Origin of the sequence: Microcoleus sp. A2-C3 (assembly GCF_036706065.1) — a bacterium.
GTDB lineage: Bacteria > Cyanobacteriota > Cyanobacteriia > Cyanobacteriales > Microcoleaceae > Microcoleus.
Genome location: NZ_JAUBVX010000042.1, coordinates 36,530 through 59,806 on the forward strand (window position 1 = coordinate 36,530; position 23,277 = coordinate 59,806).

Genomic DNA, 23,277 nt, shown 5'->3' on the forward strand with positions numbered 1-23,277 from the left:
CTATTTTGGGCTAGCAAATCGAGCAACACTCCACTGATGGTTTAATTATTTTTTGAAGTGCAATTTAAATGCTGGGCGAGCTTATTATTTTAAGCAACCGGGTTTCTGCGTCTATAACTGTTGAAATTACGATCGCCGGTCGATCGCACTTACAGTCGATCGCCCTTACAGTCACTACTTACAATCGAGTCGATCGCACTTCCACCCAACCCAGCCTTAGTTGTAGAATACCTATATACCACATCTCGCCACAAAAAGCAACGACCGAAGTCATGATTATTTATTGACAGCGATCGCACTTTTTTTTCAGTCGCCATAGTATATTTATCATCATCATCCTCTGATGGCTATTTACCCCAGAATATATTTGACCAAAAATTAAATACTAATTCCGTCAAGTTATGCAATACATTCATCTTCAAGCAGATACCGTCTCAGATGCTGGATGAACTGTCTTGTATTCAGAAATTACTTAAATGCCACCTGCGGCATTCAAGTCAAATAGCTACAGCCCAACCATAGGCCCAGAGGCAAATTCCGACTACTTGGAAACGTTAAATATACTCCAACTCGATGCCGCGCGAAAATCCATTTTATTTCAGGACTACCGCGTTCAGGCTCCACCCTACTATCTGCCATCCTGCGGCAAAACCCCAGGTTTCACAGCGCCATGACTAGCCCTGTGGGTGGTTTAACAGAGCAAATGCTCGAAGCCATGAGCGAAAATAACGAGTTTTCCGTATTTATTTCCGACGAACAAAAACGGCAGATAATTTTCAGTATTTTTACTTAAAATTACCAGCCGCAAGCCGATTAGCATCGACAATCCCGACCAAAAATCATCAGGACATCTATCTACCATGACTAACCAAATTATTTTCGTTGACTCTGAGCTACAGGATTATCAAACCCTAATCGACGGCATCAATGGCGCTGAAATTTTTATTTAAAATAAAAATTTCAGCGCCATCGAACAAATCACTAAAACCTTGGCTGACCAAAGTGGTATTGAAGCAGTTCATATAGTTTCTCACGGGAGTTCAGGGAGCTTAAACTTTGGCTCTAGTACCCTTGACAATCAAAATATTTCCGAATTTAGCAAGGATATTCAACAATGGGGGAAATCCTTAACTAAAAACGCAGATATTCTCCTCTATGGTTGTAATGTTGCCCAAACTTCTGAAGGAAAAGCCTTCGTCAAACGCCTCAGTCAATTAACTCGTGCCAATGTTGCAGCATCCACTACTCTTACAGGAAATGCCAACTTAGGCGGAGATTGGAACCTAGAATTTATCATCGGTGAAATTAAAACCGCCTTAGCATTTTCTCCGCAAGTTACAGCCGCCTACAGTGGTGTTTTAGGTAATGGCCCTGGGGGGGTAGATATAGTTACTGGTGCCCCCCTCCAAGTATGGCTAAAAGCTAACACTATTGCAGGTGCTAATGGTAGTGCAGTCAATACTTGGACAGATTCATCAGGTGTGGGAAATAACGCCACCGGGACTGGCGCAATCCTGGTTACAAATGAAATTAATGGGCAATCTGTTGTCAAATTTGATGCTACTAATATATACCCAGTGGGGGGGACAATTGTCAATCCTTACACGATCTTAACTGTTTCCAAACAAGATGGAGCCACCAAAAAACGGCTCATTTCTAGTAATAGCACTAATTGGCTCTTAGGATATTGGGCGCAAGGTTCACCTGCGGGAGAAGACCAATTTTTCGCACCAAATGGGTTTGTTAATCTCCCAGGTACACCCTTTTCAGGCAACCCCATTATTTATACTGCAACAGGAACAGGTAGTTTATCAACACTTTACAAGAATGGCCTTTCATTAGCAGCAAATAGTAATGGAACAGGAGCGCCGGGACAACTTTCCCTTGGTGGATGGGGACAGACTGGGACTGAAAAATCTGACGGTAAAGTAGCAGAGGTTATTGCTTTTAATCGTGTTATTAATGATGCCGAGCGTACCCTCGTTGATAACTACCTCAGTGCAAAATACAATATTACCCTAACCACTGGAGATCATTATGCTGGGGACACTCCAGCCAACGGCGACTACGATTTCAATGTAGCAGGCATTGGCAAAGAAGCCAACGGCAACAACATTTCTGGTAACACCACAGGCGGTTTAACCATTGATAATGGCACGTTCCTCCAAGACAACGGCGACTACCTAATTGCCGGACAAATAGAAACAACCAACGCCACAAATGTCACAACAGACCTTCCCAGCGCTACTGCAAATAACCGTTTGTCTCGCATCTGGTATCTCGATAAAACCGATATTGGTACTGCTGGTGGAACAGCCAATCTCACCTTCGACTTTTCCGACTCTGGATTAGGTGGTACTCCTGCTGGGAAATATCATTTATTGTATCGGTCTGCTACAACAGGCAATTTCGCTTACGTTAACAACGCCACTCTCACTACTAACAGCACTTTTAGCATCACTGGCGACCAAGTAACTTTTAATGGCATTAATACCGCATTACTCAACGATGGGTATTACACAATAGCATCAAAAGTGAACGATGTTCCCCTCCTCGACAACATTACAAACCCAGCAGCAATTAATGAAGATGCAGCCCAACAAACCATTACACTCACAGGCATTGGCGACCTAGAAACCGCAACTAACGCCCTGACAATCGCCGCTACTTCCAGTGACACTACCTTAACAGGTACACCAACTATTACGAATAATAATGATGGCACAGCTACCCTTACATACACACCAGTAGCTAATGCGAATGGCACTGCTAACATCAGCGTCGTCGTCACAGATGCGGATAGTGGGACTGTAACTAAATCCTTTGCTGTCACCGTTAACCCAGTCAACGACCAACCCAGTTTCAACAACTTAGGCAACCAAACCCTAACAGCATGGACAAACACAGTTCAAAGCGTCACAGGTTGGGCTAAAACCTTCAACTTCGGCCCTGCCAATGAATCCACTCAAACTGTTAGTAACTTCACGGTTACTAACACCGAAAACACCTTATTTACAACTCAACCCAGTGTAGCAACCGATGGCACGCTGACCTACACTCCTAGCGGTAAACCCGGTACAGCCACCGTTAGTGTGCAACTGCAAGATAACGGTGGTACAGCCAATGGCGGCGTTGACCTTTCCAACACAGCCACCTTTAACATTACCATTCCAGTACCCAAAGTCAACCTTACTGCTAGTACAAATACCGCCAGTGAAGCCGGAAAAACTGATATTACTTTCACCGCCACTGCTGAAGGTAATGTTGTCGGTGCTCAAACAGTTAATTTAGCATTAACTGGTACTGCTAGTGCTGCTGACTTTACGCCTGCTTTTATTCCCACTCCAATAACAATCCCCAGTGGGAGTAACACGGGGACAGTCACTCTCACAGTTAACGATGATAGCCTTCCCGAAAATAGCGAAACAGCCACTTTAACGATTAGTAACCCAAGCACAGGAATTGCATTAGGAACTACCACAAACCAAAGTGTCACAATTGCTGATAACGATTCAATTAGTTATGCAATTGCCACATCAACCGCTAATTTAACTGAAGGAAATAGTGGGAATCAAACAGTCACATATACCGTCACTCGTAGCGGCGGAATTGGAGTAGCAAGTACAGTTAACTATGCCCTTAGTGGCACGGCTGATAGTTCAGATTATAACAGTATTGGCGGCACATCAGGAGCCACAACTGCAACGGGAACCATCAGTTTTGCGGCGACAGAAACCAGTAAAACCATCACATTAGATGTCTTGGGAGATGCTGTAGTTGAACCTGACGAAACAATTATTGCCACTCTCTCCAATCCCAATTTAACCGCAGCACCGGAAAGCTCAACTATAACTACAGCTACGGCAACCACAACGATTAATAACGATGACGCAGCACCAGAAATCCAAGTATTAGACGGCACAACGGATATAGCTGATGGTACAACAAGTGCGATCGACTTTGGCAGTGGATTAATCGGCGGTACTCTCAACAAAACCTTCACAGTCAAAAATCTCGGTACAGCCGCCTTAAATCTCAGCAACCTGACTTTACCCACCGGATTTAGCATTGTCGGAACTTTACCTGCAACTGTCGCCGCCGCCGGTACTGCGACTTTCCAAGTTCAAGTAGATACGACAGCAGTAGGAAATAAAACAGGTACGTTGCAATTTGTCAATGATGACAGCGATGAAAATCCCTTTAATTTCCCGATTTCAGCATCAGTTACAGCCGCGCCAGCACCGGAAATTCAAGTATTAGACAACACAACGGATATTGTTGATGGTACAACAAGTGCGATCGACTTTGGCAGTGGATTAATCGGCGCAACTCTCAACAAAACCTTCACAGTCAAAAATCTCGGTACAGCAGCCTTAAACCTCAGTAACCTGACTTTACCCACAGGATTTAGCTTAGTTGGAACCTTACCTGCAAGTGTCACAGCCAATGGTAGTACGACTTTGCAAGTTCAAGTAGATACAGCCACAGCCGGAAATAAAACAGGTACGTTGCAATTTGTCAATAATGACAGCGATGAAAATCCCTTTAATTTCCCGATTTCAGCATCAGTTACAGCCACACCATTACCAGAAATCCAAGTATTAGACGGAACAACGGATATAGTTGATGGTACAACAAGTGCGATCGACTTTGGCAGTGGATTAATCGGCGCAACTCTCAACAAAACCTTTACCGTCAAAAATCTTGGTACAGCAGCCTTAAACCTCAGCAACCTGACTTTACCCACAGGATTTAGCTTAGTTGGAAACTTACCCGCAAGTGTCACAGCCGGTGCGAGTGCGACTTTCCAAGTTCAAGTAGATACCGCGACAGCCGGAAATAAAACAGGTACGTTGCAATTTGTCAATGATGACAGCGATGAAAATCCCTTTGATTTCCCGATTTCGGCATCAGTCACAGCAACAGCAACGCCTGCACCAACGCCTGCACCAACGCCTGCACCCGCCAACGTCTTAGACTACTCAACCTCCCCTGTCGGCGTCACCGAAAACTTCGGCACCAGCCCCGAACCTGTAAACATTACTGGTAGCCCCTCTAACGATAACTTTACAGGCACTAGCGGTGCAGACATCATCAATGGCGGTGATGGCAATGACATCATCAATGGCGGTGATGGCAATAACACCATCAGCGGCGGTGGTGGTAACGACACCATCAATACTGGTAGTGGCAATAACTTGATTGATGCCGGTGCCGGAAATGACACCATCACAGGTGGTGCCGGAAACGACACCATCACAGGTGGTACCGGAAACGACACCATCACAGGTGGTACCGGTAGCGATATCTTCAGTTTCGCCCCCATCCCCGGTTCCACATTAGGGCAAAACTTAATTACCGATTTCACCACGGGAGAAGACAAGCTGCAACTTGATACTGCCCTTGGTTTCACCTCTGTGGCGCAAGTCTTAGCAGCCCTACAAACGACTCCTGCGGGTTTAGTCTTAAACTTAAGCGATGGCGGGCAAATCTTACTGAATAACGTTTCTGCCTTGTCAGCTAATGACATCATTCTGGTGAATGCACCTATCTCACCCGCACCCGCGCCTGCACCGATACCAAAACCTATACTTTTACCAGTACCAACACCTACGCCTGCACCCGTACCAACTCCAACGCCTGCACCCGTACCAACTCCAACGCCTGCACCCGTACCAACTCCAACGCCTGCACCCGTACCAACTCCAACGCCTGTTAACCAAGAGGATACAAACTGCATTTGCGACAAAATTGAGTATCCCAATCTTAACCAACCAAACCAACAAATTGATAACATTATCAATGGCAGCCCCGGTTTGCTAATTGGTACTCCCGCAAACGAGGCTTATTTTGGCAGCAATAACCCCAATATTTTCGATGCTAAAAAAGGCAACGATAACTTGTTTGGCGGTGAGTTAAAGGATATCTTCAATGGCAATGAAGGCAATGACTTCATTGACGGGGGCAAGGGAGAAGACCTCTTATTTGGTGGCAAAGGCAACGACATCATTCTTGGTGGTTTGGGTGAAGATGTGATTTTCGGGAATCAGGGCAATGATTCAATTAACGGCCAAGATGATGATGATTTAATCTTTGGCAATGAAGGCAATGATTTTATCGACGGCGGTAAAGGAAATGATTTAATTTACGGTGGCAAAGGAGATGATGTAATTCTCGGCAGTCAAGGTAATGATACTCTGTTCGGACAACTGGGAGATGATACTTTGTGCGGCGGTGAGCTAGATAACGTCATTTACGGCGGCCAAGGTAACGATTTAATCGATGGAGGTAAGGGCAACGATTCGATTTATGGAGACTTTGGTAATGATACGCTTCTCGGTTGCGAAGGCGACGATATCTTGTTTGGAGGTTCGGGCAATAACAGCTTAGTTGGCGGTTTGGGAAATGACACTTTTGTGTTAAATTCTAGTCAGGGATTTGACTTAATTGCTGATTTTGTCAAGGGTAAAGATTCGCTCGGATTGTCGGGAGGTTTGAGTTTTAATCAGTTAGAAATAACTCAGAACAATAACAGTGCGCTGATTAAGTTAAAGGGAAGTGGAGAATTAGTTGCTTCTTTAACTGGAGTCACCGCCAGCCTAATTGGTGTTAACGATTTCCGAGTTATTTGAGCATTTCCAGGTGGCGGACACGGCATTGCCGTGTCCCTACAGATGCTCTCGGTAAAGGTGCGTCGCCGCTCGAAAAGTCAAGTGAATTTAGGGATTAAAGAATGGCGACGCACCGTAGGAATACTGTTGCATGAGTTTTAATGATTGGTATTAAATGCTGAGGGAGCTAATCAGCAAAACTTCGGAGAGTTTCAGGGCTGACGGATGGGGCGAAAAACCCGGTTTATACGAGTTTTGGAAACAGGAGCGAGAATATCGCCAGAAACCGGGTTTCTGAGTTTTAGGTGCGTCCAATTTATTTTAAAATTTGATTCGTAAAATTGTAATTTTGTCAATACCTAATTTGTAGATTTTCCCCAAAATGCCCGTGAAGCGAATCTATCCCGTAGGGAATCGCCCACTGCACATATCAATAACTTTGAAGTTACTTAACACCCTCATAAGAAATTTTATGAAGATTTACAAAAGAAACGTGTCAGAATGGAAACAATAAGGTAATGGATAACAGACAAGGAGGCACAGTATGGTAGCCCTGACTGAACGAGTCCAACGCAAATTGACGGTGGAAAAAGTCGAAATTGCCCCTGACACAACGGCAATTCGATGCCTGGACTGGGATAGAGACCGCTTTGACATCGAATTCGGGCTCAAAAACGGTACAACTTACAACTCATTCATCATTCGCGGCGAAAAAACTGCCCTCGTCGATACTTCTCACGAGAAATTTCGCCAACAATATATGGACTGTCTGACGGGCGAAATCGACCCGAAAGACATTGACTATCTCATTATCAGCCACACTGAGCCAGACCACAGCGGTTTAGTTAAAGATGTGCTGGCGCTGGCACCCCAAGCGATTGTCGTGGGGGCGAAAGTAGCAATTCAATTTTTAGAAAACCTGATACACCAGCCATTTGAGCGACTGGTAGTTAAAAACGGCGACAAACTAGATTTAGGAAATGGCCACGTTATCGAATTTGTATCCGCGCCCAACTTGCACTGGCCTGATACTATTTTCAGCTACGACAGCAAAACTCAAGTGCTGTTTACTTGCGATGCTTTCGGGATGCACTATTGTTCCGATAGCACCTACGATGACGATTTAGCTGCGATCGAGGAAGATTACCACTTTTATTATGAGTGCTTGATGGGCCCCAATGCTCGATCGGTCTTGAGTGCAATGAAACGCATGGCAGAATTGGGAGAAATCGGTACGGTGGCGACCGGTCACGGGCCGCTGCTCAGGTACAATGTAGTTGAACTTACCGGACGTTACAAAAAGTGGAGCCAAGCTCAAGCTAAGGCAGAAACCACGGTAGCGGTATTTTACACTTCTGATTACGGATTTAGCGATCGACTCAGCCAGGCGATCGCCCACGGGATCACCAAAACCGGTGTCGCCGTAGAAATGATGGACTTGACAATCGCCGACTTGCAGGAAGTTCGGGAACTTGTCGGTACTGCTGCGGGTATCGTGATTTGTTCGCCGCCTAGTAATGGCGCTGCTGCTGAAAATGCCGAAGCAGCTATCAACACAATTTTAGTTGCAGCTAACAACAAACAATCCTTCGGTTTGTGCGAATCCGGCGGCGGTGATGACGCATCTATTTACCCGCTGCGAAACAAGTTCAAAGAGTTGGGTTTGAAAGAAATATTTCCCAACATTTTGATTAAAGAAGCGCCGACGGAAGCGATTTATCAACTTTGCGACGAAGCCGGTACCGACTTGGGACAATGGCTGTCGCGGGACAAGGCTGTTAAACAGATGAAATCCCTCGATAGCGATGTTGATAAAGCTTTGGGACGCATCAGCGGCGGATTATACATTATTACTGCTCAAAAAGGCGCGGTTAGCAGTGCGATGTTGGCTTCTTGGGTGACGCAGGCAAGTTTTAAACCGCTGGGTTTAACTATAGCAGTTGCTAAGGATCGGGCGATCGAATCCATGATGCACGCGGGCGATAAATTTGTCCTCAACGTGCTCGAAGAAGGCAATTATCAAAGCTTGATGAAGCACTTTTTGAAGCGTTTTGCTCCTGGTGCCGATCGATTTGCCGGAGTCAAAACTCAACCTGCTACCAATGGTTCTCCGATTTTGACAGATGCTCTAGCTTACATGGAATGCGAAGTGGTTAGCCGGATGGAACTTTCGGATCATCATATCGTATATGCGATCGTTGATAGCGGTCGCGTATCCAATCCCGAAGCGCTGCCGGCAGTTCACCACCGCAAAGTCGGCAATCACTATTAGAAGGAAGAAGGAAGAAGGAAGAAGGAAGAAGGAAGAAGGAAGTTTCAACAAGCGTGTTTAACCCCTGATAAAGGTCGTTTACATCCGAGGCTCGATCCCCCCTTAAGAAGGGGGGAACCGGAAACAGATCAAAGTCCCCCTTTTTAAGGGGGATTTAGGGGATCTTGCCTCAGCTACAAATGAGATTTATCCAGGTTTTAGGATTTTGATATCCATGCACTGCGCACCTTGCGTACCCAACAGTTGCTTTTCTTTATTTCTCTCTTCCTTTCTTACTCTGCGTTAGGGTGTGCAACACCTGATCGGGCTATAAAAATATGGTGCGCCACCAGCACCTTTACCGGGCAAACACTTGTCATTCTGAGTGTATTTTAACTAGGAGAATTGCCAATGCCAACGAAGCTTTTAGAAGACCGACATTACACAATTATTATTGCCAGAAGCGATGCCAGCCGAGACCCTCAACACCCTTTGTACGAGGAATGGGTAGAAGCACAGGCATCTCTGATCGACTTAGCAAAAAAATGTCAAGAATTTGACAATGACGGCATAACCGTCTATGAAGCTTCTACTCCTATGTGGAAGTATAAAAATTCAAATGTTGCCCGGTTGGCTGAAATTTTGCAGCGACAAAATACGGAACCGGATGCAGCAAAGCCGACTGCTATTAATTTGGCAGAACCTCTAACAACAGCTTTTAGCGATTATTTTCAGATCAAAACAAAGGGTGCTGGGAAAAAAGGAGCAATAATTGTTGCAGTCCTAGATGAAAAACCAGAAAATAGCGCTGCTATCGCCGAAATTATTGTAAGTGCGGCAAATAAAGTAGATAGAGATGAAGAAATTGGTGTGAGCTTTATCCAAATTGGGGAAGATTTGAAAACCAGGGAATTTCTAATTTACCTGGATACCAATTTACAGGCTCAAGGTGCAAAATTTGATATTGTAGATACCAAATTTTGGCACGAAATTAAAAGAAGTTCTGTTGTTCAGTTTCTCATAGGTGCAATAAATGACTAATGCTCTAATTTCCAGAACCGCATCTGATGCCAAACCCCGCGACGTGCAGTTTGTCCCAATTGCCACAGATACATCAGCAGTGCGATCGCGCACTTGGGATAGACTCAAATTTGAAGTAGAATATTCTCTCCAAAGGGGGACGACAGCAAACAGCTATATTATTCAAGCTGACAAAACTGCTTTGTTCGACCCACCGGGGGAATCTTTCACCCAAAATTATCTGGATTGTTTGCAGAAACGGGTCGATTTGACTAAGCTAGATTATGTGATTTTAGGGCATTTCAATGCTAACAGATCCGTTACAATTAAAGCTCTGTTAGAATTGGCTCCGCAAGTAGCTTTTGTTTGTACGAATCCAGCGGCGATTGGTTTGCGAGGGGCTTTTCCCGAACAAGAATTAAACATTATGATCGTACGGGGAGAAGAAACTCTCGATTTAGGAAAAGGTCACAAATTAAAATTCATCGCGACTCCGACTCCTCGCTGGCCTGATGAACTTTGTACCTACGATCCGCAAACTCGAATTGTGTTCACTGACAAATTTTTTGGAGCTCATGTTTGCGGCGACCAAGTATTTGATGAAGGGTGGAGTGTTTACAACGAAGACCGCCGCTATTATTACGATTCGCTGCACGCATCTCAGGCTAAACAAGTGCTGGCTGCAATGGATAAATTAGCTGATTTATCAACAGCATTTTATGCTCCCGGTCACGGCCCGATCGTCCGTTATGGCCTCCACGAATTGAGCAATTTGTATCGGGAATGGAGTCAACAACAAAATTCAAAAGACTTGACAGTTGCTTTGATTTATGCTTCGGCTTACGGGAATACGGCTACTTTGGCGCAGGCGATCGCCAAAGGAATTACTAAAGCCGGTGTTGGGGTAGAAACAATCAACTGCGAATTTGCCGAACCGGGAGAAATTCAAGAGGCGATCGAGAAATGCGCGGGATTTATCATCGGTACTCCGACTTTAGCAGGACACGCGCCGACGCAAATTCAAACGGCTTTGGGAGTTGTGTTGTCTACGGCCACTAAGAGCAAATTAGCCGGGGTTTTCGGGTCTTTTGGCTGGAGTGGAGAGGCGATCGACTTAGTTGAAGGTAAGCTGAAAGATGCTGGCTATCGCATCGGATTTGAGCCGATTCGAGCGAAGTTTAAGCCGACGGCTGCGACGATTCACGAGTGCAAAGAGGCGGGAACGGATTTTGCTCAGGCTTTGATTAAGTCGCAAAAATTGCGTGCGCCGAAACCGCAGTTGACTGGTGGGAGCGATCGCACGGAACAAGCAGTGGGAAGATTAGTCGGTTCCCTGTGCGTACTCTCGGCGAAGCGCGGGGATGTCACCAGTGCGATGTTGGCTTCCTGGGTGTCGCAAGCCACGTTTAGCCCTCCGGGTTTGACGATTGCGGTGGCTAAAGATCGATCGATCGAAGCTTTGATGTACGCCGGAGATAAATTTGTGCTGAATATCTTAGCTGAAGGGCGACAGTTGCGGAAGTATTTCATGAAAAACTTTGCTCCGGGAGAAGACAGATTTGCCGGAGTTGAAACAACAGAAGCTAGCAACGGCTGTCCGGTTTTGACTGATGCTTTAGCTTATCTGGAATGCGAAGTAATAAGTCGGATGGAATGTGGCGATCACTGGGTAGTTTATGCGGCGGTTGAAAACGGTCATTTGCAGAAAAATGACGGGGTGACAGCGGTGCATTACCGGAAATCTGGGACTCATTATTAAGCTGCGATTAAGACACGGCAATGCCGTGTCCTTACAGGTTTGTAGTGAGGAATTTATTCCTCAAATTGTGATGAGGAATAAATTCCTGATTACCAGAAAGAATTGGTTTAAAGCCGGAACCGTTGTAGGGGAAAATTAAAAGAGGACTATTCATTGCTCCAATCCTCTTCCTTTGTATTACTTCCGGTTAGATCGGAATTATTCAACCACAGAGAACGCAGAGAACGCAGAGGAAGAGTAGAGAATTTTATCATTCCGATGCTACTGGATTTGATATCAACTGTCAACTGTCAACTGTCCTCAGCAGTCTTTTCCGGCCACAGATAAATAGCGCCAGAAATCAAAGTTAAAGCTACAGAAACCCAAAAGGCAACTAATGCCGGAATATTCCACGATTCGGACAGGGGAGCGATTAAAAGTGCGATCGCCACAATCTGACTAACCGTCTTCAACTTCCCCCAAATATTAGCTCCAGAAATCGTAGTTTTATTAACACGCCACCCGGCAATTGTCAACTCCCGCCCCAAAATCAAAAACACTGCCCAAGCCGGGACTTTACCCAACTCAATCAATACTAAAAGTGGCGCGAGCACCAACAGTTTATCCACCAAAGGGTCGAGAAACTTTCCCAAATCGGTAATTTGGTTCAGCTTCCTAGCCAAATAGCCGTCCAGCCAATCAGTAGCCGCAGCTACCACAAAAATCGCGGTGCAAATCCAGCGGCTTTGGGCGCTTGGGTCATACAAACCGTAGAGCAGAAACGGCACTCCCAGCAAGCGAGAAAAAGTAATCAAATTAGGCAAATTCATCATAGAAGGAAGAGGGAAGAAGGAAGAGGGAAGAAGGAAAAAGGAAGAAAATAGAGGGAAGAAGGAAAAAAATAGAGGAAAGAGGGAAGAAGGTAGACGCAAAAATTAAGGGCAAGCTTTTTACAAGCTTGCCCTTAATTTAACATTTTTTGGTAGCTGTTTAACTTTTAGAAAAACAGCTTTTAGCTTAATATTCATCTAATCGCAGCTCACAAAAAATAAACAGACAACTCAAAACAGCAGCTTGATTAACACGCACCGTTTCTACTAAAAACAACCCCAATTGTTTTGCAAATCAGACTGATATCGTAGGCAACAGACCACTTGTCCTGATACTCAAGATCCATGCGCATAATCTCATCAAAGTCTTTAACTCCAGAACGTCCGTTGACTTGCCACTCCCCAGTCAGGCCGGGTTTGACATTTAAACGCTGCCAGTGAAAATCCTCATAGTCAACAACCTCATAGTGAATTGGCGGTCGAGTTCCCACCAAACTCATCTCGCCGATCAACACGTTCCAAAATTGAGGCAACTCGTCCAAACTCGTGATCCGCAAAAAGCGGCCGACGCGGGTAATTCGCGGGTCATTGTCATTCTTAAAAGTTTGACCCTTGGCTTCGTTGGTAACTAGGTGTTTGAGCTTTTCTGCATCGACAACCATCGATCGAAATTTCCACATCCTGAAATGCCGCCCTTTGAACCCACAGCGGACTTGACTGTACAGCAGCGGGCCTGGACTGTCCCAAAGCATCGCCACCCATATCGGCACCGCCACCGCAGCAGTGATTGCCAGTCCCAGCAGCGAACCCAAAATGTCGATCGACCGCTTGACCTTGCTAGTTACGGATCGGTGAAGAGGCTGTTTGGATACACAAACCCTGTAAGTAAATTTCGGAACAAATAAGGAAAGCATTTCGGATAATACTGATAATTTAGAGGCACTCATCACAAATTTTATTGGATTTATCTCAATTTTAACGAGATCTCACATCCATCTTATGAGACTCAACAAACTTGAACCACCTCAAATCCTGGGCTTTGCACAATCTTTAAAAAGCTGCCACACTTTTATAAAGTTTCTGTGTATTTCTTCTCAAAAGGTATAAAAATTATGTAAAATTAAGTACATTTACTGAAAAAATTAATTTTTGTGACCAAAAACCTGGTTTCTACGAGGAATATTCGGGAAGACAGGGAGAATTCCACTGAGAAACCAGGTTTTTGGCAGTTTACCAAAGCACAGGGGATTTAAGCCCCCACCTTTAGGTGGATTGTTTTTAGGCAGGGGCTTAAATCCCCGGCCTAAAAACTTCGCACTCAACTGTCAACTGTCAACTGTCAACTGTCAACTGTCAACTGTTAACGATCGCTATCCATGCGAACATCCCAAGCAATTGTTAGCGGCTCTAATAATTTTTGCTGGCTGCTAGAGGCGAGCAGGCCTAAATATTCGCGAACAACAGAGGCGTGTTCCACATTCAAACGATAACCCCGCGAGACATCTTCAAAGAAAAGCGGCTCGGCCAAAATTGCTTCCCAATCGGGATTTTGCCTCGACTCCTCGGCTAGCAGCATGAAATCTTCCTCCTCCGGCAAAAGTCCCGCCGGCAATTGTCCTGACAAAATCCGCAGAATCCGGGGCTCGCAGGTGCGCGTGTTCACGCCCTGGCGTTCCAATAACTGCAAAATTTCCTCAAAGCTCAGAGTTTCCCTGCCCAAAACCTGCATTAATTCCCACAGCAGAAAAAAGTCGCTGTACTGTTGTGGCACATCCAAAATTTGAGGATAGAGAGCCAAACTCGCCAACCCGCAGGCAACTTGACCACTTTTTTTGGAATTTTTGATGTTTTGCGGTAAATAACTTAATGGAGAATTGTGAGTTTCCGAAATATCTCGATCGCCCTCCCATTCCCGATCTTGAACCACGATCGCATTCGGCAACTTCTGCCGCAACCAACGGGCGATCGCAGCCCAACCACCCATGCCCCCAGTACAAATCGCCTGATTAATCCCCGCCGGCGACATTCCCGCGCGGCTAAGCAAAGCATTTAATTCACGATTCAACTGCTGCACAAAAGGCACTAAAACTAGACTTTCCAAATCTTTGCGCTTCACATCCCAATGCTGCTGGCCAATATCCAAAACAAAACTTTCTTGATGTTGCAAAATAACTTTTATTTGCCTTGCAGCCTCTAACAATTGCAGGCCAAAAACAGAACCTTGCAACCGCTGCTGCAATTGATAGCGACTCGGTAAATCTGGATGTCCCGGACGTGGCAAATCGATCGACATTCCCCAAGTTTCATTTTTCGCCAACAACTGACAAATAATATCCTGATCGAAAGCATTGCCAGCCGCATCAAAACTTTGGCAAGTAAAATCAGCACGAGTTAAATCTTGAAGATTTTCCGGCAACTCAACTAAAGCTAATTCCACTGTCACCGCCCCCGCATTCAGAATCAAAGTTCCCCCGCTAAAAGACGAAGCATTTACAGTTAGCGGTGCAGCTTCTGCGAGTTCGCTATTAATAGAATTAATCGCCGAAGATGGCACTTCTGTGGGATTTTTGATGGGAATTACAGCAGCAACCAAAGTGGCGATCGCATCTTCTACTACAAAAATTTGCGAACCAGAAGCCACCAGATCCGCGCCCAAAACAGCCTCCCGCAGGTTAAACCGATAAGCATCCGACCAGCTCGCCGGAGTTCCCAAAATCACACCCTGCAAGTCTTTCAGGGCTGCATCGAGAGTTTCTGCTGTCAGTCCCGAAGCTTTACAGATTAAATTAGAAACTGGCAAGAGAGCAAAATTTGCCGCCATTGCAGAATCCAAAACTTCCCCCACTTTGCCAAATTTTTGCCCCTGGTTGCTCGGATTCAAAGTAGCCAGCAGCGCCCGCACAGCGTGCAGTGGTAGGGCGATCGACATAGCCCGATTTGACGACCACTGCAACAGCGGTTCGTACATCCCAGCAGTTGCGCGCTGATAAGGAATGCCCACCTTTAAAGGCAATTTAAAATTTTGCAGTAAAAATTCTCCCGCAGGTACATCCAACTGCCGGCATCCCACCGACTTGACTGTCACCTGCTGGCCACTTGTGCTGTTTGGGGCTGTTTCCTCGATCGCCACGACTGAGGGAATGCGAAAGCTCGCGCTCGCTACGGCAAACTCAGCCTGCGGTGTTTCCCAGTAAATCGGGTGCAACTGGCCGTTGGCGCGATCGAGTAAAGCCGCCGACAGCCCACAGGAACCGAAATCAATGCCCAAATACCAACGAGAATTCTGGCGTTTTGGGGATTGAGAGGATGAAGGGGCGATCGCACCTGGAACAGAATGCAGCGCCGACTCTTGCTGCTGTGGAACAGCAAATTCGCGAGACTCGGACTCGGTTATTTTCTCAACAACTCCGGTTTTACTCTCTGTAGAAATTAGGTTTTTTTTTTACTTTCTGGAGGTTCGGCAGTTTGGGACTGTTCTCCATTGGTATCGTTCAAACTCGCCAAAATCTCGTCTAGCGTCAAATTCGATTCATCTTCCTCAGCAAACAAATCATCCTCAAGTTCGTCTTCTAAAACAAAGGGTTCATCCTCAGATGAAAGTTCCAACACGTCGGAGAACAAATCCTCCAGCGATCCGAGTTCTTCCTCTGCCGCTTCGCCCGATGGATCACTCGCCGATAAATCTAAGCTGTTAACCGCACTGGAATTCGATCGCCGTTCCGCAGTATTGTCCAATCCCTCCAGATTGTAGAGGTCTGTCTCCAACAGTTCCAGAGTATTAACGTCCAACTTTAGGGCTCGATCGAGGTCATCTTCTAATGCCTCAACCGGTAGCAAATCCTCGTCCGGCGAAGCTTGGATGTAAACATCATCGAGTCCCTGGGACGAGGTTCCAAACTCGTCAGTTTGAACATCACGGGCACTCGGCACGTGGTTGGGTTGGTTGGGGCTAATTTCTGCTGGCGATGGAGGCGTAGCAGCAGTGTCGAAATACTCACTTAGGTTTTGAGCCGTTTCTAGATTTTCTCGATCGTCCAAGTCAACTTTTGGCTCGATCGAACTTAAGGCTGACGGTTCTGAAACCTGAGATACTGTTGCCGCGATCGAACTTAAGGCTGGCGGTTCTGAAACTTGAGGTATTGTTGTAACTTGTGGTTCAAATAAATCTTCAGTATCTAAAGTTAGAGCCTCTACAGAATTACCAATTACGAATTCTGACTCTTCATCTGTCATATAATCTGACAGCGATTCGCCTTCATCCAGCAGATTGGCAAACAAATCTTCAACAGTATTTAGGGGTTCTGCCCTTTCACTTTCTGCCACAATTTGAGATTGTGCCGCTGCACTTTCGGCAGCAATTTCACTATTTTCGATCGTAAAATCTTCTGGTTCTAATTCTAGTTCTGCGACGGCTTCTCCTGCAAACAAACTCGCGTACAAATCCTCAACATTTTCGCCCTTTTTTGCTAACAGATCTTCCGACTCACTGCCAGAAAACTGAGTTTCCAGTCGAGGTCTTTCGGGTGAATAACCAAACAAATTGTCTGCCCAATCTGGGAGCGATAGAGGGGCTTCAAGGCGATCGCTATCGCGCCTCAATTTTCCGAATTGCGAAGAAATTTCTGTCCCGGCGTAGGGCAATCTGTCTTGATCAGGGAGTTCGCCGCTGCGCTCTTCACTGTCGGCGGTGGCTGAGGGTTCGATCGCAGTATTTGAGAGAGCGGGAGTGGCCCAGGAGCGATCGGCTGCGGTTGGGGTGGTCGTTTCGAGATTTGCCTGGGCGATCGGCTGCTGCACGTAAGAAGACCCTTCTCGTCTCAACTGTGTGGCCAAGTGGTCAACAAAAGCCGCCAACATTGCCTCGCTCTGCTGGCTCAAACCATACATATTATCGATTCCTTGTCCCAAGGAAGCTTGATAGCTTTGGAGATTTGCTTCCAAAGCCTCGAACACGATCCCCATCGTAGAATCGAGCCTCATCAGCAGACTGTCAGCACTAGCTTGGAAGCGTTGCATTTGCTCCAATCTTTGAGCTGGTGTCAACAACGGGTGTTCTTCTAAGGTTTGTGGGTTTAAAGCCGATGGCTGCGATTGTGCAGCACTGCTTGGTAACAACTGATTTTCTAGGCTACGGAAAATTTGCGATAAATCGCGATCCAAGCTTTCTTCCAAGCGCCCCGTCAGTACCTGCAAGAATTCAGAAATGATTTGCTGTTGGTTTGCTTGTTGCTGAGCTAGGGATTGTTGCTGCTGTCGTTTTGCTTCTAGCTGTTGGATTTCTTGAATTAAAGCTTGCTGCTGTTGTCGCAGAGCTTCTATGTCTTCTTGGAGCGGCCCCGTCAGGCTTGAGCGCAGGTTACTGATTTCCCCGGTGACGGCAAGCATAATTTGCTCTGCTGCTGAGGGGCGATCGACCCTCGGCGGCATTTTGGGCACTGGAACTGGTTCCGGGCGGACATTTGGGCTGGCTGGCCCTTTGCGGGCAGCTACCTTTGAGTCTGAGGAAACCAGATAAGCGCGAACTCGCTCTAAAAGTTGGCGCTGGTGGACAGTATCGATCGAACCCGTCCAAGGCAAGCGGGGTGCGGGCTTGCTGAGTACCTCATCAATCTCAGCAATAAGTGCTTGAATTTTGTACTTCTGAGAATTCAAGGGCGGAACCTCTGGGAATGCGGCTAGGGAGAAACTCGATCGGCAAAAGATTGAAGTCAGGCGGCAGCTATGCCAATAGATAGAATAATCTGAATGCGAGTTCGTCAATAATTTACTAATATTTTCCGACAACTGTGAATCAACCTTTTGCCTTCGGATGACTTCTCTTGCATATAATATGTTAGCCGGTACTTCCGCATCAAATGCCCGGTAATTCAGTTGACAGTTGACTGTTGACAGTTGAGGGCGACCTCTCCCGGTCAGGAAGAGGATTGGAGTAATAAATCGTCTGCTTTTAATTTCTCCCGATCAGGGTTCCGGCTTTAAACCAATTCTTTCTGGTAATTTCGACTGCCTGCAAGTGATCTCAAATTCTGTGGCTGCTGTCATTGTTTCCGGGCACAGACAGGCGATTCAGCCAAGAGGGATAGCAGCGATCGCACGAACTGCCACTGTCTCACCCATAACCCCGCGTTTGCGACGGTGGCCCCGCGCCCAGTCTCTCATCAGGTAATGCGGTAAATTTTTGTTTCCATCTTTCACAGACTTGGAAAAAACCTCAAACAATCTGCGATTTGGGATTCCCGGATTCCGGCTTGTCCCCGTACACTCAATTTGACAAATCTTTCATCATAGCTTTTGATCTGTGTTCATGGCTAGAGATTAATGGTACTATAATCTCAGGGGAGCATAAAAAAATGCTGGAAATTGAGTTGGTTTCGGTTGCCAAGAGCGCCAACATTTGGGCTGGGAATTGCTGTATATTTTTCTGGTAGTGCTGACATTTGACTGGTTGCAGAGAGTTGCAGTCGGATGTGGTCGCCGTCTGTCCGGTGTGCGGACTTATGCTGCCACTAGCCGATCGACTGCCGAGCCTGTTGACCACAAATCTCTGAGCAGTGTTAAGCTTGTGTTCGCGAAGTGCTTGTCTTCGGTAAGTCGATCGCTCAGTCGGTTGCCGCGCTGCTAAAATTTTGTTAATAAAATTTGCTCCGCGGTATGTATCTAAACAATTATGGTATGGTGTTTGGTTTCTAGCTCACAATCAGAGCTTGAGGCTATTAATCCCCATATTCGACCTTTGACGGCAAAACTTTAGAGGAAAAATTGCTGATTTTAGATCCTTGTTTCTCAAATGCTTGAATCTCAAATCGAATGACTCGGCTGCAAGCTATTTCTAACTGCCCAGCGCAGATCAAGCACATAAATTAAAATGATGGCCTCATGGAAGACCGCTTTAACGCCCGAGATCCAAATTCCGATATAAATCAATTGATAGTTTCTACTCCTTTTTTTGCAGGATTACCCGATCCTGTAATCGAGAAAGCAACTGTCCACATCGTTACCCGCAGTCATCCGTCAAATCAAGTGATTTTACTCGAAAATGACTGGGGAACATCCGTGTATTTTATATTGGATGGTTGGGTGAAAATTCGCACCTACAACCTAGACGGAAAAGAAGTAACGCTGAATATTTTAGGGAAAGGAGAACTATTCGGGGAAATGGCAGCGATCGAAGAAACACCGCGATCGACAGATGTGATCACCCTAGCCCCGACACTGATCGGAAATATGCCAGCTCAGGATTTTGTGCAGCTTATTCATACCGAGCCCCTCGCAGGCATTCGGCTAGCTCAATTGATGGCACGCCGCCTGCGGCAAGTCAACCGCCGTCTGCGTTTGCGAGAATCGGACAGTACCTCGCGAGTAGCAGATATTTTGTTATTTTTGGCAGAGGGGCAAGGAAAAATCATGTCAAGTGGAGGCACAGAAATTCCCAACCTGCCGCACAGAGAATTAAGTAGCCTCAGCGGGCTGGCTCGCGAAACGGTAACGCGAGTGCTCAGCAAGCTGGAAAAAAAAGGAACGATTCTGCGCGAACGTGACGTTTTGTGCATTCCAGACCTACACGCCTTAGAGCGTCTGTTAATGTAGAAGTATCAGAGACTGCTAATTAGAATCTAATTCAAAAGCACTCTCTGTTAACTAACTGATATTGATGATTTCTCGCCGGAGGTAAAGCTGTGAGTTTTAAGAAAATTTTCGCCGCCGTTGATGATTCCGATCTAGGCCACCGCGTCTTTAGTCAAGCTTTAGAATTAGCTGTGGGCGATCGGGCAAAGATGATGTTATTTCACTGCGTTACTGTCAACACGCTGGGCGAGACGGCAGTGCCAATTCCGGTCGATTTGGGCATGAATGTCGAGTTAATGGATCAAGCTTATCAAGCTCAACGTTTGCGCATGGAAAGGGAGGTAAAACAGGCTGAGGGTTTGCTGAAAAATTATAGCGACGCCGCCGCCAAGCAAGGATTGGAGGTGGAATTTGACTGCCAAATGGACGGCGATGCGGGGCATTCTGTCTGTGAACACGCCCAAACTTGGGGGGCAGATTTAATAGTAGTAGGAAGACGCGGCCGCACGGGGTTCACAGAAGCTTTCCTCGGCAGTGTCAGCAATTATGTTGTTCACCACGCATCTTGTTCGGTTTTTGTAATTCAGGAAGTCAAAGCGGAAAAATAATGCTGCTGAAAATTTTTGCTGAGAAATCCATCTAAAATAAGACTTGCGTTCGTACTTAAACCCGGTTTCTATGATCAAGATTAAATTTGGCGGCGACGCATCCAAACAGTGAAACCGGGAAGCAGTCTTATAGCGCGCAAGTCCTGTAAAAGCTATCATCTAAAATCTAAAATCGGAAAACTGGGAATCAGCCGTATAGCGGGCAAGTTCCGTAAAATCTAAAATCTAAAATCTAAAATCGGATGAGTGATTTTTTGTCAGCAGATGCCACGTCTAATTCGGGCAGTTCACCCAGTAAAAATAATGAGCCGGAAACCGCCGCTATTTCAGATTTGGCGGGCGATCGCAAAAATCCAGCTCCGGGACCCACCACTAGGGAAGCGCCTTTGAGGCTCGTAGAAACGGCATTTTTAGCAAGTACCGCTAGCTTGATTTGGCTGATCAATTATTACTTTCCGCTAGGGCCTTTGCTGCGGGTTTTTTTCCCGGTACCCATTGCCCTAGTTTACCTGCGCTGGGGCAACAGATCCGCTTGGATGTCAGCTTTGGTATCGGGTTTGCTGCTGTCGGTACTCATGGGCCCGACGCGAAGCATTTTATACGTGATTCCTTTTGGAGTTATGGGAGTTGCGCTGGGAGGACTTTGGCGGCGCAAAGCGAGTTGGTCTGTGTCTATTAGTGTGGGCGCGCTAATTGGTACTGTTGGCTTCTTTTTTAAGTTTTGGCTGCTGTCAGCTTTGGTGGGTCAAGATCTCTGGGTTTATGTAACCGCCCAGGTAACAGAGATTGTGGAATGGGTGTTTGTGAAGCTGGGCTGGCTGAGTGTGCCGAGTTTGAGTACAATTGGGGCGATCGCCGCTGGGATGATTTTGGTTAATAATATTGTCTATTTATTTGTAGTGCATTTAGTAGCTTTGTTGCTGCTCGATCGTTTGGGAAATCCGATTCCGCGGCCACCACGCTGGGTGCAAGTTTTAATCGATTATGAAGAGTAATCGGAAGGAAGAAGGAAGAAGGAAGAAGGAAGAGGGAAGAAGGAAGAAGGAAGAAGGAAGAAGGAAGAAGGAAGAGGGAAGAGGGAAGAAGGAAGAAAGATTTTGTAACTGATTTAACTGATGCCTGTTGAGGGAAGGAAAAAAATAAAATTATCCGCTTTACCTCTTTCTGGTTTTTCCGACAATTATCAATTCCCCATGACTAATGACTAATGACTAATGACTAATAACTAATAACTAATGACTAATGACTACTGACTACTGACTACTGACTAATTTATGATTCATACTTATACAGAAATTGAACAGGGCCAGCGGTGGCTCGATCGCTATCAGGGAAAAAAACCGATATTTGCCTGCGTGTTAGGATTTACCGCAACTGGCTTAATTCCGGGGATTTCGGCAGCAGGAGCAACCCCGCGCGATCGACAATTTACTTGTTTAGCCGATGCAGAATTTTTGTATAACGGCCCCCAACCGTCGCCGCAATATCCCTTGCCGCCCCTAGAAGCCGGGGCCTCGCCGGTACTAATATCTCGCGCCGTAATCGAAGCTTTGGAAATTCCGCTTTACCTGTTTAATGCTGGTTTACCCCTGCCGCCTCCCGTACCTGCAATTGATTTGGGCGGTACTGCGGCAAAATGTCTTACTTCTGGGAATGCTTTGGAACTAGAAACAGTCAAACATTTGCTGGAACAAGGATTAATTTGGGGGGCTAAATTGGCCGCTGAAACTAATGGCAATTATTTAATTTTAGGGGAGTGCGTAGTTGGGGGAACGACTACTGCTTTGGGCGTGTTAATGGGTTTGGGAATTGCAGCAGCGGGCAAAGTTAATAGTTCCCATCCTCGCTGCAATCATACTCAAAAATTGGCTGCGGTGACAGCGGGACTAAATAATGCTGGGTGGGAAATCGGCGGAAAAAATAGCACTCCCCTGGATTTGGTAGCGGCGGTGGGCGATCCGATGCAAATAGCGGTGGCGGGAATGGCGATCGCCGCGAGTCGGACTTGCGGGGTACTTCTAGCTGGCGGCACGCAAATGCTGGCAGTGTATGCTTTGATGCAGGCTCTAACCCGCGAATATGCTTTGTTATGGTGTCCCGAACAAGTCGCGGTGGGGACTACGCGCTGGGTAGCCCAAGACCCGACAGGAGACACGGTGGGACTCGCTAAGGATATCGGCGGTGTGCCTTTGTTGGCTGCACAGTTAAGTTTTGCGGGTTCTCGGTACGCGCAACTACAAGCTTACGATCGCGGGTATGTGAAAGAAGGTGTCGGTGCGGGTGCGTGTGCGATCGCCAGCGGCTTGACTGCAAATTGGACTCCAACCCAACTCCTGCAAGCTGTTGAGATCCTAGCATCGCGCTGTGAAATTAAACATTAAAACCGGGTTTTTCGTTTTCTGTGCGTCCCGGAATGTGAGGAACTTAAGATTAAAAATTCAGATTTGCGATCGAGCTGCGAAGCTAGTTGTGCTGCTCAATTAGCTTCGTTTGGGCTGAATAATTATATCATTTTCTGTAACATTTTTGCTTTCAGATTTACAGAATATTCTACACAATATCTCGCTTTGATGCAGTAGACCTCCTGCGAAAGTCTGATATAATTGTCAAATAAATAGAAGTTCAACGCATCAAAAATGAGTTACGAAAAAGT

15 protein-coding genes are annotated in these 23,277 nt (G+C 46.2%); 11 read left to right on the forward strand and 4 right to left on the reverse strand.

Features of this window, described 5'->3' with window-relative positions; genetic code table 11:
* The first annotated feature begins 68 nt into the window (after window positions 1-68).
* The 6 genes from QUB66_RS21255 to QUB66_RS21280 all read left to right on the forward strand — a co-directional run bounded on the left by QUB66_RS21255 (window position 69) and on the right by QUB66_RS21280 (window position 11,641).
* The gene (locus tag QUB66_RS21255) at window positions 69-287 is read left to right on the forward strand and encodes a hypothetical protein (protein ID WP_265235419.1); all 219 of its coding nucleotides are present in this window, start codon (window positions 69-71) and stop codon (window positions 285-287) included.
* A gap of 308 nt (window positions 288-595) precedes the next feature.
* Entirely contained in the window at window positions 596-793 is a 198-nt protein-coding gene (locus QUB66_RS21260; protein WP_332969649.1) for a hypothetical protein, read from the forward strand.
* Window positions 794-968: 175 nt separating this feature from the next.
* Window positions 969-6,632 (forward strand): choice-of-anchor D domain-containing protein, encoded by a 5,664-nt coding sequence (locus tag QUB66_RS21265; protein ID WP_332969650.1) that lies wholly within the window; start codon window positions 969-971, stop codon window positions 6,630-6,632.
* A 523-nt stretch (window positions 6,633-7,155) separates the two neighbouring features.
* A complete protein-coding gene (locus tag QUB66_RS21270; protein ID WP_332969642.1) occupies window positions 7,156-8,883 on the forward strand; it encodes a diflavin flavoprotein in 1,728 nt (575 codons plus the stop codon).
* Window positions 8,884-9,273: 390 nt separating this feature from the next.
* On the forward strand, window positions 9,274-9,903 hold the full coding sequence (locus QUB66_RS21275; RefSeq protein ID WP_265235415.1) for a hypothetical protein: 630 nt from the start codon (window positions 9,274-9,276) through the stop codon (window positions 9,901-9,903).
* Entirely contained in the window at window positions 9,896-11,641 is a 1,746-nt protein-coding gene (locus tag QUB66_RS21280; RefSeq protein ID WP_265235414.1) for a diflavin flavoprotein, read from the forward strand. Before QUB66_RS21275 ends, QUB66_RS21280 begins: the two co-directional genes overlap by 8 nt.
* A 290-nt stretch (window positions 11,642-11,931) precedes the next feature.
* Here the strand turns inward: QUB66_RS21280 and pgsA are convergent, their stop codons facing one another.
* The 4 genes from pgsA to QUB66_RS21300 form a co-directional block, all read right to left on the reverse strand.
* Window positions 11,932-12,450, reverse strand: coding sequence for a CDP-diacylglycerol--glycerol-3-phosphate 3-phosphatidyltransferase (pgsA, locus tag QUB66_RS21285; RefSeq protein ID WP_332969651.1), 519 nt, complete (start codon window positions 12,448-12,450; stop codon window positions 11,932-11,934).
* Window positions 12,451-12,698: 248 nt separating this feature from the next.
* Window positions 12,699-13,409 (reverse strand): sugar transferase, encoded by a 711-nt coding sequence (locus QUB66_RS21290; RefSeq protein WP_442923315.1) that lies wholly within the window; start codon window positions 13,407-13,409, stop codon window positions 12,699-12,701.
* A gap of 401 nt (window positions 13,410-13,810) precedes the next feature.
* A complete protein-coding gene (locus QUB66_RS21295; protein ID WP_332969643.1) occupies window positions 13,811-15,718 on the reverse strand; it encodes a hypothetical protein in 1,908 nt (635 codons plus the stop codon).
* A gap of 161 nt (window positions 15,719-15,879) precedes the next feature.
* Window positions 15,880-18,102 (reverse strand): hypothetical protein, encoded by a 2,223-nt coding sequence (locus tag QUB66_RS21300; protein ID WP_332969644.1) that lies wholly within the window; start codon window positions 18,100-18,102, stop codon window positions 15,880-15,882.
* A 1,224-nt stretch (window positions 18,103-19,326) separates the two neighbouring features.
* Between QUB66_RS21300 and QUB66_RS21305 the strand changes: the two genes are divergently transcribed.
* The 5 genes from QUB66_RS21305 to cobT all read left to right on the forward strand — a co-directional run bounded on the left by QUB66_RS21305 (window position 19,327) and on the right by cobT (window position 23,005).
* Window positions 19,327-20,037, forward strand: a complete 711-nt coding sequence (locus tag QUB66_RS21305; protein WP_265235411.1) for a Crp/Fnr family transcriptional regulator — start codon at window positions 19,327-19,329, stop codon at window positions 20,035-20,037.
* Between the two features lie 89 nt (window positions 20,038-20,126).
* Window positions 20,127-20,624: a universal stress protein gene (locus tag QUB66_RS21310; protein WP_265235410.1), complete on the forward strand. Its 498-nt coding sequence runs from the start codon at window positions 20,127-20,129 to the stop codon at window positions 20,622-20,624.
* A 242-nt stretch (window positions 20,625-20,866) separates the two neighbouring features.
* Complete coding sequence (locus tag QUB66_RS21315; protein WP_332969645.1) at window positions 20,867-21,619, forward strand: DUF2232 domain-containing protein; 753 nt, start codon at window positions 20,867-20,869, stop codon at window positions 21,617-21,619.
* Entirely contained in the window at window positions 21,609-21,731 is a 123-nt protein-coding gene (locus QUB66_RS21320) for a hypothetical protein (RefSeq protein WP_332969646.1), read from the forward strand. The genes QUB66_RS21315 and QUB66_RS21320 overlap by 11 nt, the downstream gene beginning before the upstream one ends.
* 167 nt (window positions 21,732-21,898) lie before the next feature.
* On the forward strand, window positions 21,899-23,005 hold the full coding sequence (cobT, locus tag QUB66_RS21325) for a nicotinate mononucleotide-dependent phosphoribosyltransferase CobT (RefSeq protein WP_332969647.1): 1,107 nt from the start codon (window positions 21,899-21,901) through the stop codon (window positions 23,003-23,005).
* Window positions 23,006-23,277: the final 272 nt, after the last annotated feature.

What these genes read in the sequence shown, in the direction of transcription:
- QUB66_RS21280 (WP_265235414.1), top strand. Translation starts at nt 9,896, where the DNA reads ATGACTAATGCTCTAATTTCCAGAACCGCATCTGATGCCAAACCCCGC.
- QUB66_RS21320 (WP_332969646.1), top strand. Translation starts at nt 21,609, where the DNA reads ATGAAGAGTAATCGGAAGGAAGAAGGAAGAAGGAAGAAGGAAGAGGGA.
- QUB66_RS21270 (WP_332969642.1), top strand. Translation starts at nt 7,156, where the DNA reads ATGGTAGCCCTGACTGAACGAGTCCAACGCAAATTGACGGTGGAAAAA.
- cobT (WP_332969647.1), top strand. Translation starts at nt 21,899, where the DNA reads ATGATTCATACTTATACAGAAATTGAACAGGGCCAGCGGTGGCTCGAT.
- QUB66_RS21255 (WP_265235419.1), top strand. Translation starts at nt 69, where the DNA reads ATGCTGGGCGAGCTTATTATTTTAAGCAACCGGGTTTCTGCGTCTATA.
- QUB66_RS21275 (WP_265235415.1), top strand. Translation starts at nt 9,274, where the DNA reads ATGCCAACGAAGCTTTTAGAAGACCGACATTACACAATTATTATTGCC.
- QUB66_RS21305 (WP_265235411.1), top strand. Translation starts at nt 19,327, where the DNA reads ATGGAAGACCGCTTTAACGCCCGAGATCCAAATTCCGATATAAATCAA.
- pgsA (WP_332969651.1), bottom strand. Translation starts at nt 12,450, where the DNA reads ATGAATTTGCCTAATTTGATTACTTTTTCTCGCTTGCTGGGAGTGCCG.
- QUB66_RS21315 (WP_332969645.1), top strand. Translation starts at nt 20,867, where the DNA reads ATGAGTGATTTTTTGTCAGCAGATGCCACGTCTAATTCGGGCAGTTCA.